Annotated in this window: 7 protein-coding genes, 4 tRNA genes and 2 rRNA genes; 3 read left to right on the top strand and 10 right to left on the bottom strand. The window is 38.5% G+C overall.

Translation table 11 applies throughout. From position 1 onward, the window contains the following. Positions 1 to 457 precede the first annotated feature (457 nt). Both JNUCC74_RS01420 and JNUCC74_RS01415 read left to right on the top strand, forming a co-directional pair. Positions 458 to 1252, top strand: coding sequence for an ABC transporter ATP-binding protein (locus JNUCC74_RS01420; RefSeq protein WP_454066628.1), 795 nt, complete (start codon positions 458 to 460; stop codon positions 1250 to 1252). After that, positions 1233 to 2870, top strand: a complete 1638-nt coding sequence (locus JNUCC74_RS01415; RefSeq protein ID WP_454066627.1) for a hypothetical protein — start codon at positions 1233 to 1235, stop codon at positions 2868 to 2870. Before JNUCC74_RS01420 ends, JNUCC74_RS01415 begins: the two co-directional genes overlap by 20 nt. Before the next feature lie 840 nt (positions 2871 to 3710). On the opposite strand, the gene JNUCC74_RS01410 is transcribed toward JNUCC74_RS01415, so the two are convergent. Further along, a complete protein-coding gene (locus JNUCC74_RS01410) occupies positions 3711 to 4832 on the bottom strand; it encodes an erythromycin esterase family protein (RefSeq protein ID WP_454066626.1) in 1122 nt (373 codons plus the stop codon). A 273-nt stretch (positions 4833 to 5105) separates the two neighbouring features. On the opposite strand from JNUCC74_RS01410, the gene JNUCC74_RS01405 reads away from it, so the two are divergent. Then, positions 5106 to 5390, top strand: a complete 285-nt coding sequence (locus JNUCC74_RS01405) for an IS3 family transposase (RefSeq protein WP_454067806.1) — start codon at positions 5106 to 5108, stop codon at positions 5388 to 5390. Positions 5391 to 5726: 336 nt separating this feature from the next. Here the strand turns inward: JNUCC74_RS01405 and JNUCC74_RS01400 are convergent, their stop codons facing one another. The 9 genes from JNUCC74_RS01400 to JNUCC74_RS01360 form a co-directional block, all read right to left on the bottom strand. Beyond that, on the bottom strand, positions 5727 to 6434 hold the full coding sequence (locus JNUCC74_RS01400) for a Crp/Fnr family transcriptional regulator (RefSeq protein WP_454066625.1): 708 nt from the start codon (positions 6432 to 6434) through the stop codon (positions 5727 to 5729). A 286-nt stretch (positions 6435 to 6720) separates the two neighbouring features. Next, a complete protein-coding gene (locus tag JNUCC74_RS01395) occupies positions 6721 to 8559 on the bottom strand; it encodes a heavy metal translocating P-type ATPase (protein WP_245799835.1) in 1839 nt (612 codons plus the stop codon). Positions 8560 to 9099: 540 nt separating this feature from the next. Beyond that, positions 9100 to 9339, bottom strand: a complete 240-nt coding sequence (locus tag JNUCC74_RS01390) for a heavy-metal-associated domain-containing protein (protein ID WP_077319111.1) — start codon at positions 9337 to 9339, stop codon at positions 9100 to 9102. Between the two features lie 717 nt (positions 9340 to 10056). Continuing rightward, positions 10057 to 10129, bottom strand: a tRNA-Thr gene (locus tag JNUCC74_RS01385). Positions 10130 to 10138: 9 nt separating this feature from the next. After that, positions 10139 to 10210, bottom strand: a tRNA-Asn gene (locus JNUCC74_RS01380). A gap of 132 nt (positions 10211 to 10342) precedes the next feature. Next, positions 10343 to 10458, bottom strand: a 5S ribosomal RNA gene (gene rrf, locus JNUCC74_RS01375). Positions 10459 to 10604: 146 nt separating this feature from the next. Continuing rightward, positions 10605 to 13524 (bottom strand): 23S ribosomal RNA (locus JNUCC74_RS01370). Positions 13525 to 13774: 250 nt separating this feature from the next. Beyond that, positions 13775 to 13847, bottom strand: a tRNA-Ala gene (locus JNUCC74_RS01365). Between the two features lie 21 nt (positions 13848 to 13868). Continuing rightward, positions 13869 to 13945, bottom strand: a tRNA-Ile gene (locus tag JNUCC74_RS01360). Between the last annotated feature and the right edge of the window lie 257 nt (positions 13946 to 14202).

Genomic DNA, 14202 nt, shown 5'->3' with positions numbered 1-14202 from the left:
AATTTGCGAAAACAAGTTAAAAAACTGGGAGGTTATTTTACATTTACGATTACAAGCTTTTCAGTTATGTTAATAAGCATAGCATTATCTACTTATGTTTGTTATGTGGATAAACTTGTGATGCTTATTTTACTAGTAACTAGAAAGGACTTCCTATTTTAACACTGGGAAATTTGACTTTTCATCATGTCATTTCCATCATGTTATAAATCAGATTTTCCTGAATCTACTCCCAAAAGATTTCCTATTTTGAAATTGTTTCCCATATTATAAAAATTGGATGATAAATACTCTCTATTGCCGTATAATGTTCCTATGAAGTGCTCCTACAATCTATTCGTTTTTTCACAAACTGTCATTATTTAGTTAGGAAAGCACTTCTTTTTTATTCCTTACCACTTGAAGCCTAGGTGGTTGACATTGAATTTAAAAATTTACCAGGAAGCAGGTGAGCTTGATGTATACGGAAAAAGTGCTGTCATTAAAAAATGTATCTATGAGTTATGGGAGCAAAAACGTATTAAATAACATTAATCTCGATGTATATCCAGGACAAATTATTGGATATATTGGACCTAATGGTGCCGGAAAAAGTACCACCCTTAAAATTATGCTCGGATTAGTGGAAGAATATAGTGGTACGGTGGAAATCTTTGGCGAAGATATTGCAACAAGTGATTATTCATATAAGCGTAAAATTGGTTATGTTCCAGAAAATGCGGAGATTTATGATAATCTGACTGCAAATGAATATTTAACATTTATTGGTGAGCTTTACGGCATGGAGCAAAATGAAGCAGAAAACAAAGCCGAAAGCCTCATGCAGCAATTTGGCATGGAAGATGTTTTACATACACGTATTTCTTCGTTTTCCAAGGGGATGCGGCAAAAAGTTTTAATTATTTCCAGCCTCTTACATAACCCAGATTTGATTTTTCTTGATGAACCATTAAGTGGACTGGATGCCAATAGTGTGATGATTATAAAAGACATCTTAGAGCAGCTAGTCGCACATGGGAAAACGATTTTTTACTCTTCGCATATTATGGATGTTGTCGAAAAGATTAGTAATCGCATTGTACTCCTTCTAGATGGAGATATTGCCGCAGATGGAACGTTTGAAGAATTACGAGAGCAGAATAAGCAAGGTTCCTTGGAAGGTATTTTCAACCAATTAACTGGGTTTGATAAGCATAAACAAACAGCAGAGAAATTTGTACGGATTGTGACAAATGGTGATAACAATGATTAATTTTTGGTTAAAATTACTTGATTTGCTTCAACCGTTTTTTCGTATGCTCCGAATTGATTATCCAATGATGCGCAAAATACTTGAAGTCAAGCTAACGATGGACGGACGTCGAACACCAACTATTTTTGCTTCAGACGTATCCAATAAAAAGAAAGACGGGAATCAGTTTGTAAAATCGTTATTTATTTATGTATTATACGGCTTAATACTCATTCCTTTTATATTTTTTGAGGAAAATTATATCTTTCAAATCAGTATCATATTTGGTATCTCCATGTTTATTTTAATGACATCCATGGTTTCTGATTTTTCATCGGTACTTTTAGATGTGCGAGATAAAACCATCCTTCACACTAAACCTATTCACATACGTACAATTAGTGCTGCGAAAATTGTCCATGTTGCGATTTATATGAGCATGCTAACAGGAGCATTTATTGGAATTCCATCCATCGTTATGTTAGGAGTTCATGGTATCGGCTATTTTCTCCTTTTTTTAGCAGAGGTCGTTTTATTAAATTTGTTCATCATAACTATCACAGCATTAGTATATATTTTTATATTACGTTTTTTCAGTGGTGAAAAACTAAAAGATATCATCAATTATGTGCAAATTCTTTTATCTGTAGGAATTATAATCGGTTATCAAATTGTCATTCGTTCCTTTGAATTTGTTGATTATAATTATGTGTATAATTTCCATTGGTGGCATGTAATTATTCCGCCTATTTGGTTCGGTGCTCCTTTTGAATTATTTTTAAATGGGAATACTTCATATGGAATGATTATCCTATCTTCTTTGGCAGTGATTGGCCCAATTATTTCCATTGTTTTATACTATCAATTGATGCCAGCATTCGAGCGTAATTTGCAAAAGCTAATGGGAAGCACGGAGAAATCTAAACAGAAACGTCGGAAGATTCATTCTGTATGGGAGCGTCTCTTTTGCAGAAGCAAGGAGGAACGCCAATTTTTTCGATTCTCATCGATTATTATGGCTCGAGAGCGAGAATTTAAGCTGAAGGTATATCCAACATTAGGATTTTCACTCATTTTTCCGTTCATTTTTCATTTTAATTACTTAAGTCAAAACTCCTTTGAACAATTGTCAAATAGTAACCTGTACTTCACGATCTATCTTAGTAATATTTTTATTGGCGTTGTTGTGATGATGCTACGTTTTTCAAGTAAATATAAGGGAGCATGGATTTTTCAAACAGCACCGATTGAACATCCTTCGGCTATTTATAGCGGAACATTAAAAGCTTTCCTCATAAAATTATATTTGCCGATTTATACATTATTATCAATTGTTTTTATTTTTCTGTTTTCTGCACGAATTATCCCTGATCTTATAGTTGTCTTTATTACAGGTATTCTACACACTTTAATCAGTTATAAAGTTGTTAATAATCGGAAATATCCATTTTCAGAAGCCTTTGAGTCCGCACAGCAAGGGGGCTCTACAGTGAAAACATTCCTGCTCATGTTTGTGATTGGCTTATTTTTCTTCGTACATCAATTTTTTAGCCAAATAGACTACGGACTGTATATGTATCTCGTGATTTTACTTAGTGCAACCATTATCTCCTGGAGAGTAGTATTTAAAGTGAAGTAGAGTGATAATTTCCTAGGGATAAATAATACAGCATTAGCTTATAAACCTTGATTTCTTATGGTGGTTTCAAGAAGGAATATATAAGGAATTAAATTTAAGTGACGCTGAAGATTAGCGGTTTAGTTCATATTGGTGATAACGACTAAGTCGCAAATGATGGTGCAATTGACGTTATGGCTTACGGGCATCTGGGTTTAATTAATGTGGTTAAAAAGTGAGGGGTAATTTTGAAAAAAACTCTATTTTTTATGTTAAATGATTATGCAGACAGGGAAGGAGCGTATCTTTCCAGCCAATTAAAGAGAAAGAAAAATGGGGGGAAAAACAGCTTCTGAATAGCAAGAAGTTAAAACAATTGGAGGGTTTAAAACAACTGTCGATCATTTGTTAGAGTATATTCCTGAAAATCCCCATCTGAAAATAAAGATGGGGAAAATACCGGTGAAAACAGCTTGCTTACATAAGTAATTAAAGCATCAATATCTAATACGTCAATTCAATTTTTTCTTTTTCTTAACATAGACTTTTCTTACTAGATCCTTCATTTCGTAACTGTTTTTTCTACTTGATCTATATTTGTGTTTTGATTATAAAACTCCACGGATGGTTAGACCGCAAGGGTATCACCTAAAGGCCTCTGAACAGAATCGAAATTGGACTTAGCAGTTGGATCTTAGGCCTTTCCTCCTAGATTTACCTCTTAGCATGGAAGAGCAGGTTTACTACCAGTTACATGCGAGGTAGATACAGTTATTATTCATAATAGTTCTTAAAAACATTACAGAAAGAAGTAACTTGACTAGAAATCCTCGTCTTTTTTAGCCATATTGACTTTTATGATTAAGTATTAATATACTTTGCTGGTGTGACGTGTCTAATGCCAATTATTCCGTCGTATTGTTCAGATACAATAAGTTTACGTTTATCTGCACCTGATTCGTGTTCAATCAGCTCATTATTAAACCACTTTTGGTGATCCATGCTTTCAAAAGATTCTAATATGATATCATTATTGCTATTAGAAAAAAGATTGTTTTCAAGGCTGTTTTTTTTATGCCTTTTTATTTTATAGGGTCTACCTATATTGTTTGCAATTATTCCTTTTTCCATGTAAATGCCTAAATGATAACTATCCTTGTACTTTTCTGAATAGAATTCACCTAATGATTTTTCATTTAACCAACCCTTGCTTAATGAATTATTTTTTCTAATATGATAGTTATGTGCCCAAATTATAAATTTATCTTCAGGCCATTTGTTTACTAAAAAAGAAAGATGCTCAAACATATACCTATCTCGATAGTAAGAATAAATTTTAAAATTCATTAAACATAATTCTATCATTTTTAACCTATTCTCTATAGCTTTTAGAATTATAGTGAAGGTAGTCTCACTAATATCTTGACTTAACATAATTTCTTTTTTCATATCTCTTAATAAGATACATACATTGCAATAAATTAAATCCAGCCTTTTCTTCTTTAGCAACATTTTCTTTTTCTTAAAAATTTTCATACTTATGGTATCTAACGTTTTCTCAGCATATGAAAACTCATTTGCTAAATCATGATCATACTTATCTATAGTTGAAAAGATGTAATCATGAAAGTAATAATTTTGGAATTGTAGATCCATACCAAAAATCGCCAATTCCCTATTTTGTATGATTCTAAATAAATTGAATAATTCCTTCGTATGCCACACATCATACAATGAATTCATTAAAAACTCTTTGGTGGACAAATGGTGTTTATGATGATTTGCAATTGCAATTTCTCCAATACCGCTCTCAAAGACAATCTTATTAAAACCAAAATTTTCATGCAGGTGTTCAACAATTTTTATTTTTAGTTTTTGTATTTCAGAAACGCCATGTCCGTTTTCACCAAGAAAAATGATTTTCTTTTTTCTAAAAACATCTTTATAAATACTTAGTTTTTCATTTAACTGTTGTAGATCCATAAAGTAACTCCTTAATAAAGCAAATCTTCAATCAGTGGGGCGCTCTTTTCATCCCCCACTGATTGTTAGAATGAACAGAATCGGGCATTTGACTTGCAGTTGGTTCCTCCATTTATCCTCCTAGGTTTTACCTCGTGCATGGAAGGGCAAGTCTTACTGGCGGTTACATACGGGATTAAATTTTAATTAACCCACTTTTTATAAACACGGATCGTGGGAAAATATTTGATATGGAAGTACAAAAGGTTGTCTTAATACGGTAGCAGATGCTACATTAAAGCGTTTAAAACTAAATTTGTGGGTAAAAGAGAATTTGATGGCCCAAGACAATTACAAATAGAGTTAGCAAATGATATACATTGGTTTAATCATCACCGTGTACATGAACATTTCCATTATTTCAGCCCTATCCAATTTAAATTACAACACCTCAAAAAACTATCTAAAAAGTATCGACATACTCCCTTTTCAAAATACACTTATATTGTTTATTCTTTTTGTAAGTCCGCTTCTATACATCTATCTGCTTTTTCAGCAATAGTATATGCTATAGTTTGAATGATAACTAATCCCATTAGTATCAAAAAAGTATGTTTCAGACCGATTGTAATATTCAAAACAAGTAGAATTAAATACAAAACCAGAAAAATATATTTAACTTTTTTAACACTCCTTCTTTTATTCCCGTTTTTAGATTTATGGAAATCAGGTAAGGATCACATTTTATGATCAAGATGGTACAAGATAGTCAACATTTTATAAAGAGAAAGATATATAGCTTGGTTCTAATTAGTTTAACATTTTAATGTTTTGCTTTCTATCTCTTATCGTTTAAATTTCTTTGTCGCTAATTGTTGGTACCATCACTCTGAAAGGACTTATTATGAATGGCTTTTAAAGAAGTAATAGCGCATCTACATCTAATATATCAATTCGCTTATGACTTTTTTTCCTAATATAACCTTTCATTTCTAATTCCTTTAATACTCTGCTAACCGTTTCCGGCGTGGTTCCCAGATAAGAAGCCAAATCTTTATAGCTCATTGGTAGCTCTACTCGTTGATTATGAACATCCATATTTTCAACAAGAAACAGAATCAACCTCGTATCGACTGGCTCTGTGGCAAAACGAGTGGTCTGTGTTTCCGATTGTTCCAACCTGTTAGCAAATTCCTCTAGTATTTTCAAAGAGATGGAAGGATATTTTAATAATAAATTTTGCATAGCAGTACGACTAATCATGCAAACTTTTGCTGGTGACATTGCTTCAGCATATGCTTCATGCACCGTATCTTTAAAAATAGCTAATTCTCCTGTAAAATCACCAGGTTGTAACATACGAACAAGCTGCTCCTTACCACTCTCTGAAAGACGATAAATCCTTATTTTTCCTGTATTCACAATATACAGCCATTCTGCCTTGTCTCCCGCATAATAAATAATTTCTCCTCGTTTATAAGTAAGTGAATGAACAGCTTTCATAATTTCATCCATCTGTGATTTCTCTAAATGATTAAAAATAGGTACGATCGATACACAATAGTGTTCCGATCCATTTTCACAAGTGTTTTGAAAAAGATTTTCCTGGTTATTTGACGCCATGACATCCCTCCTTCCAATCAATATCCAATTGATTAGATGCTTTACAGAAAATTGGCTGGTTCCAAACTTTTAGCGTCGTTAGTCTTCCTAGTTAATTACCATTAAATCTCCACTTCATCATCTAAACTTTAGCGCTAAAGTTTTATCCATTATAACATGCGATTAATGTCATGTTTTTTTATATAAAATTTTAAGTTTCTGTTACAACAAACTTCTACACTAATATTCAAAGCTATTTCATGTGAAACACAATTAGGTAATCCAAGCTCTCTTAGTTTTTATATTGTTATTGTAGTTGAGTTGTTTTGTTCATACTTTCTTTGACTGTTTTAGGGTCAAACCGAATTAGCCGCATTCCATTTAGTATAACTAATAATACACTTGCCTGATGAATAAACATACCTGAAGCTAGATGAACAGAGCCATTCAGAACCCCTAATAGCAATAGGAAAACGGTACCTACAGCCAACCATGTATTCTGTTTTACATTACGATTTGTTGCTCTTGCTAACGCATATGCGTGCGATAACTGTGTTAGTTTATCTGCCATGAGTACAACATCTGCTGTTTCCATAGATATATCCGTTCCGCCATCTCCCATAGCTATCCCAATGTCTGCTATAGCAATTGCGGGTGCATCATTAATTCCATCTCCCACCATCGCAACAGTATGGTCGGCTTTCTTTAATTGTTTTATAAAGTTTACCTTATCTTCAGGTAATAGCTCAGCATGGAAGCTATCCAGCTTTAATTTTTTCGCTACGAGTGCAGCTGTATGCTTATTATCTCCAGTTAGCATAATTATCTGCTTAATCCCATCGCTTCTCATTTTTGCTAATGCGAAAGAAGCATCCTCTCTAATTTGATCTGCTATGGACACAAGTCCAGCGATGGTTCCATTTACCGCAGCAAAAACAACGGTATTTCCATTTTTCTCTTGTTTTTCCTTATAATGAAGCATTTCTTCATCCAACATAATGAATTCTTGTTTCATTAAACTTTCATTACCTATAATTACTTCCATCCCATCAAGCTTTGCGCGAATCCCCTTTCCTTTTATAATCTCTCCATTTGCCGAACCTTCATGTATCTCTAAATTTCGCGCATTTGCTTCTTTGACAATCGTTTGTCCAATATGATGTTCAGATACCGTTTCTGCTTGTGCAATAATGCGAAGAAATTCATTTTCTTGCAAACCGTGATCCCATAATTTAATTGCAGTGACTTCCGGTTTCCCTTTTGTTAATGTTCCAGTCTTATCAAAAACAATCGTATCCACGTTTGCAAACCGATCCATTACTTCGCCGCCTTTAACAAGTACACCTTGTTTCGCCCCATTTCCAATACCAGTTACATTTGATACTGGAGCCCCGATAACAAGAGCACCTGGACAGGCAATGACTAAAAACGTAATAGCCATATGAAGATCTTTTATCAAAATGTAAACAAGTATTGATAGAACAACTACTGCTGGGGTATAAAATTGCGAAAATTTATTTAAAAACTTCTCTGTTCTTGATTTGGATTCTTGAGCTTCTTCCACTAGTTCAATAATTTTTGCAAAGGTTGTATCATTACCAACTTTTTTAGCAGTAATTTCGATATATCCTTGATCAACAATCGTTCCAGAAAATACATCATCATTTGCTCGCTTTGCTGCTGGAATCGATTCGCCAGTAACTGCCGCTTCATTAATGGAGGCATGCCCTGTCACTATCTTCCCGTCCACTGGAATTTTTCCACCTGAATGAATGATGACACGCTCGCCAAACTTTACTTCTTCAGCAGGAATTTTTTGTGTCTTCCCATTACGAATAACATTAGCTTCTTGCGGCGCCATGTCCATTAATTTCTTTAATGATGCTCTTGTCCGTTCCAGTGTACGTGCTTCCAAATAATCCCCAAATAAAAACAAGAAAGCAACGACTGAGGATTCAATATATTCTTGAATAAATAATGCTCCAATTATAGCAATAATGACTAATAGTTCGATACTAAATACCTTCATTCGTAGGGCCTGGTAAGCTTTTATCAGAATTGGTATCCCTGCAATAACCGTGGCAACGATTAGGAAACTATTTTTTATCTCCTGCTTACCCAAAATGCCTAAAAGTATCCCGAGCATAATAAACAGAAAAGATAACACGGTCTGATGCTTTTTATATCTTTGAATAAAAGCAAACACGTTTCTCATCTCCTTTATGAAATATGAGTAACTCTATACTTTTATCCTAATTGCTTTTTTCTTTTAAGTAATTGAGCTCTATCAAGTTCGCGATTGTTTTTAGCAAATGAAAGCTTTTACTGTTAACTTTAAAAAACTGTCTGGGATACAAGAGGCCTCGTTATAGCTATACGTAGAATAGCAAGATTACACTGTGGCGTCATAACTTCTAGCACTAAAATTTTCTATGTATAAAAAGCTTAGAATTCCTTTTACAAGGATTTCTAAGCTTTCATGTTATTAACCCAATACGACACTCTTTTAGATAAAGTGAGACTTCAATCAATGGGAGTTTTCTTACATCCCCCACTGAAATAGTAGATCAAAGGCTAAGTTCGCAGACGTCATGATGTAACCCTTTGCGATCAACATCCTATTGCCACCGAACGAATCGGGAATTTAGGTGCCGATATCTCTTACTTAGACTTCTTTGTATCGCTCTCAACTATTGAAGTGGGAGTCTTGCACCTTACGGGATAAAACAGTATATCCTAATTTCGTAATCGTTTTTTCTAATTGTTCTATATTTGTTTTTGCATCATCAAACTCCACTTTTGCCTTGCTTGCATGGAAAAGAACCTTTGCAGTTTTTACTCCTGTAACTTTTATCAGTGCTGTTTCGATTTTTTTAATACATGATGGACAGGTCAATGGCTCTAATTGTAAAATTACCTTTGTCATCTTTAGAACCTCCTTATTTATGATGTACCTTCATTTTATTTGAAATAATAAGGAAATGAATTGACCTATATCAAGTTTATAAATTATCTAAGTAAAGTAAATTTTTATATAATTTCTTCAACGCCATTATTATCTTTGTAGCATAGGAAATTAATAACATACACTTATTTGTAAAAGCTTTTCCACTCAATAGTACATTTAGCATTCATATTTTAGCTTTTTTATTCTAAGGAACAAAAGATAGAAGCGCTCGATTAATGGCGTACAAGCTGGATAGCTTCTAACAAGAAAAAGTGAAACTTCATTCTAGGATTATACTTCTTGAAATAGTAGACCAAAGGCTAAGTTCGCAACCTCCTTGAAAAAACGTCCTTGAAAAGGAAAGTACTTTTCATGTGCGATGTGTCTCTGTCGAAGTTTTTTGTCCTGTCGCCCAAACGAATCAGGAATTTAGGAACTGTCTCCCTTAAAGGTCGTAAGATAATAAGCGTTTTTTTCAAATGAGAGAAATACATTTGGATTCGAGGAAACACGGAGAAGAAAGGAGCCGATGTTAACTTATATAGAAGTCTGTTGCTTCCTTCTCCATATCTTTCCGAAGCATATGTTGCTGCTGGAACTCCACAAAATGTCGACATGTCGACAAAAACGTCATAAAAAAACATAGGCTCCTACTCTTAATAGAGTAAAAGCCTATGATATCAACGTTTATAAGAGAGCTTCCAAGCGGACTTGAACCGCTGACCCCCACCTTACCATGGTGGTGCTCTACCGACTGAGCTATGGAAGCATAAAAAGGCTCCACAGGTAGGATTCGAACCTACGACCGATCGGTTAACAGCCGATTGCTCTACCACTGAGCTACTGTGGAATAATCTAAATATATGAGATAGCCACTGTTTTTCAACAGATAGCATCAATAAATATTATACCACAAAATAGATGTATTTATAATTATTTTGAGATTTAATATATACACCTCATGCTATATGTATTGAAAAATGCCTGGCGGCGTCCTACTCTTGCAGGGGCAAAGCCCCAACTACCATCGGCGCTGGAGAGCTTAACTTCTGTGTTCGGTATGGAAACAGGTGTGACCTCTCCGCTATTGCTACCAGACATGATGTTTATATTGTTCTAAAAAATAGGCACAAGCCTTATTATAATTGTTTTCGTAAAAAAAGCAAGTACTTTTTATCAAAAAATATGGATCATACCTTAAAAACTAAATAAGAGATCATTCAACGACTATCTTTCCATTAGATTTAGTTAAGTCCTCGATCGATTAGTATTCGTCAGCTTCACGTGTCACCACGCTTCTACCTCGAACCTATCTACCTCATCATCTTTGAGGGATCTTACTCACTTGACGTGATGGGAGGTCTCATCTTGAGGGGGGCTTCATGCTTAGATGCTTTCAGCACTTATCCCTGCCACACGTAGCTACCCAGCTGTGCTCCTGGCGGAACAACTGGTACACCAGCGGTGTGTCCATCCCGGTCCTCTCGTACTAAGGACAGCTCCTCTCAAACCTCCAACGCCCACGACGGATAGGGACCGAACTGTCTCACGACGTTCTGAACCCAGCTCGCGTACCGCTTTAATGGGCGAACAGCCCAACCCTTGGGACCGACTACAGCCCCAGGATGCGATGAGCCGACATCGAGGTGCCAAACCTCCCCGTCGATGTGAACTCTTGGGGGAGATAAGCCTGTTATCCCCGGGGTAGCTTTTATCCGTTGAGCGATGGCCCTTCCATGCGGAACCACCGGATCACTAAGCCCGACTTTCGTCCCTGCTCGACTTGTAGGTCTCGCAGTCAAGCTCCCTTCTGCCTTTACACTCTGCGAATGATTTCCAACCATTCTGAGGGAACCTTTGGGCGCCTCCGTTACCTTTTGGGAGGCGACCGCCCCAGTCAAACTGCCCGCCTGACACTGTCTCCGGACCGGATCACGGCCCTGGGTTAGAAGGTTCATACAGCCAGGGTGGTATCCCACGGGTGCCTCCACGTAAGCTGGCGCTCACGCTTCGATGGCTCCCACCTATCCTGTACAAGCTGTACAAACATTCAATATCAGGCTACAGTAAAGCTCCACGGGGTCTTTCCGTCCTGTCGCGGGTAATGCGCATCTTCACGCATCGTATAATTTCACCGGGTCTCTCGTTGAGACAGTGCCCAAGTCGTTGCACCTTTCGTGCGGGTCGGAACTTACCCGACAAGGAATTTCGCTACCTTAGGACCGTTATAGTTACGGCCGCCGTTCACTGGGGCTTCAGTTCTACGCTTCGTACCGAAGTACTAACGCTTCCCCTTTACCTTCCAGCACCGGGCAGGTGTCAGCCCCTATACTTCGCCTTTCGGCTTCGCAGAGACCTGTGTTTTTGCTAAACAGTCGCTTGGGCCTATTCACTGCGGCTCCTCCTACAAGGAGCACCCCTTCTCCCGAAGTTACGGGGTCATTTTGCCGAGTTCCTTAACGAGAGTTCTCCCGCTCACCTTAGGATTCTCTCCTCGCCTACCTGTGTCGGTTTGCGGTACGGGCACCTATGAGCTCACTAGAGGCTTTTCTTGGCAGTGTGAAATCCGGAACTTCGGTACTCATTTTCCCTCCCCGTCACAGCTTAGAATGATCGGACGGATTTTCCTATCCGACTCCCTTGCTGCTTGGGCGCACGCTTCCATCCGTGCGCTTTCCTTATCCTACTGCGTCCCCCCATCGCTCAAACACTCATGAGGTGGTACAGGAATATCTACCTGTTGTCCATCGCCTACGCCTTTCGGCCTCGGCTTAGGTCCCGACTAACCCTGAGAGGACGAGCCTTCCTCAGGAAACCTTAGGCTTTCGGTGAAAGAGATTCTCACTCTTTTTTCGCTACTCATACCGGCATTCTCACTTCAAAGCGCTCCACCAGTCCTCACGGTCTGACTTCACTGCACATTGAACGCTCTCCTACCATTGTTCCGAAGAACAATCCGCAGCTTCGGTGATACGTTTAGCCCCGGTACATTTTCGGCGCAGAGTCACTCGACCAGTGAGCTATTACGCACTCTTTAAATGGTGGCTGCTTCTAAGCCAACATCCTGGTTGTCTATGCAACTCCACATCCTTTTCCACTTAACGTATACTTTGGGACCTTAGCTGGCGGTCTGGGCTGTTTCCCTTTCGACTATGAACCTTATCACCCATAGTCTGACTCCCAAGGATAAGTAGTTGGCATTCGGAGTTTGACTGAATTCGGTAACCCGATGAGGGCCCCTAGTTCAATCAGTGCTCTACCTCCAGTACTCTTTCCTTGAGGCTAGCCCTAAAGCTATTTCGGAGAGAACCAGCTATCTCCGTGTTCGATTGGCATTTCACCCCTACCCACACCTCATCCCCGCATTTTTCAACATACGTGGGTTCGGGCCTCCAGTCAGTGTTACCTGACCTTCACCCTGGACATGGGTAGATCACACGGTTTCGGGTCTACGACCGCATACTCTGTTCGCCCTATTCAGACTCGCTTTCGCTGCGGCTCCGTGTCTTCCACTTAACCTTGCATACGATCGTAACTCGCCGGTCCATTCTACAAAAGGTACGCCGTCACCCATTAACGGGCTTCGACTACTTGTAGGCACACGGTTTCAGGTTCTCTTTCACTCCCCTCCCGGGGTGCTTTTCACCTTTCCCTCACGGTACTGGTTCACTATCGGTCACTAGGGAGTATTTAGCCTTGGGAGATGGTCCTCCCGGATTCCGACGGAATTTCTCGTGTTCCGCCGTACTCAGGATCCACTCCGGAGGAAGTTCCTTTTTGATTACAGGGCTGTTACCTCCTTTGGCGGATCTTTCCAGATCGCTTCATCTAAAGAACTTCTTGGTAACTCCTATGGAGTGTCCTACAACCCCAGAAGGCAAGCCTTCTGGTTTGGGCTCGTTCCGTTTCGCTCGCCGCTACTTGGGAAATCGCATTTGCTTTCCTTTCCTCCGGGTACTGAGATGTTTCAGTTCCCCGGGTCTGCCTCCTCTACCCTATGTATTCAGATAGAGGTACTGTTCCATTACGAACAGTGGGTTCCCCCATTCGGAAATTCCCGGATCAACGTCTACTTACGACTCCCCGAGACATATCGGTGTTAGTCCCGTCCTTCTTCGGCTCCTAGTGCCAAGGCATCCACCGTGCGCCCTTATTCACTTAACTAACTCGCTTTATGTGAAATAAGCTAGACGCTTTTTCGCCTTTATTGCTTTTGGTTAATCTAGCTTCCGCTCATAGCGACTTGCCTGACTTCCTTCCCCTTCGTACGATAAGTCAACATCGATTCGCCTTTCGGCTCTTCGCGTTTCCTTTATCTCCTTCGGTTCAGTCCAGTCCGTATGTCGCTAAGCATTCGCTTCAGCTTTTGGTTTGATGTCGTTGTTACTCTTATTTAGTTTTCAAGGTACAAAAATGGAGCCTAGCGGGATCGAACCGCTGACCTCCTGCGTGCAAGGCAGGCGCTCTCCCAGCTGAGCTAAGGCCCCATGTAAATTTTTATGATCAGATGGTGGGCCTGAGTGGACTTGAACCACCGACCTCACGCTTATCAGGCGTGCGCTCTAACCAGCTGAGCTACAGGCCCATCTTCGAATGTAAAAGTGATAAATCACTCTCTCAAAACTGAACCAAACAACCTAATATGTCTTCCGTATAGTCAGCTCAAACGTCTATCGTCGTTTTCGCTTTTTATTATTCCAGCTCCAGCGTTCAGCGACTAGTGAAACTTCCTTCCCCTCCGTATGATAAGTCAACATCGATTCGCCTCTCGGCTCTTCGTGTTTCCTTTATCTCCTTCGGTTCCGTCCAGTTCATACGTCGCTAAACGAACGCTTACGCTTT

The sequence above is a fragment of the Cerasibacillus sp. JNUCC 74 genome (genome assembly GCF_053667775.1).
Note: the sequence above shows the minus strand (reverse complement) of the source record. Positions and strands in the feature narration are given on the sequence as shown.

What these genes read in the sequence shown, in the direction of transcription:
- JNUCC74_RS01410 (WP_454066626.1), bottom strand. Translation starts at nt 4,832, where the DNA reads ATGGATCTACAACAGTTAAATGAAAAACTAAGTATTTATAAAGATGTT.
- JNUCC74_RS01415 (WP_454066627.1), top strand. Translation starts at nt 1,233, where the DNA reads ATGGTGATAACAATGATTAATTTTTGGTTAAAATTACTTGATTTGCTT.
- JNUCC74_RS01390 (WP_077319111.1), bottom strand. Translation starts at nt 9,339, where the DNA reads ATGACAAAGGTAATTTTACAATTAGAGCCATTGACCTGTCCATCATGT.
- JNUCC74_RS01400 (WP_454066625.1), bottom strand. Translation starts at nt 6,434, where the DNA reads ATGGCGTCAAATAACCAGGAAAATCTTTTTCAAAACACTTGTGAAAAT.
- JNUCC74_RS01420 (WP_454066628.1), top strand. Translation starts at nt 458, where the DNA reads ATGTATACGGAAAAAGTGCTGTCATTAAAAAATGTATCTATGAGTTAT.
- JNUCC74_RS01395 (WP_245799835.1), bottom strand. Translation starts at nt 8,559, where the DNA reads ATGCTCGGGATACTTTTAGGCATTTTGGGTAAGCAGGAGATAAAAAAT.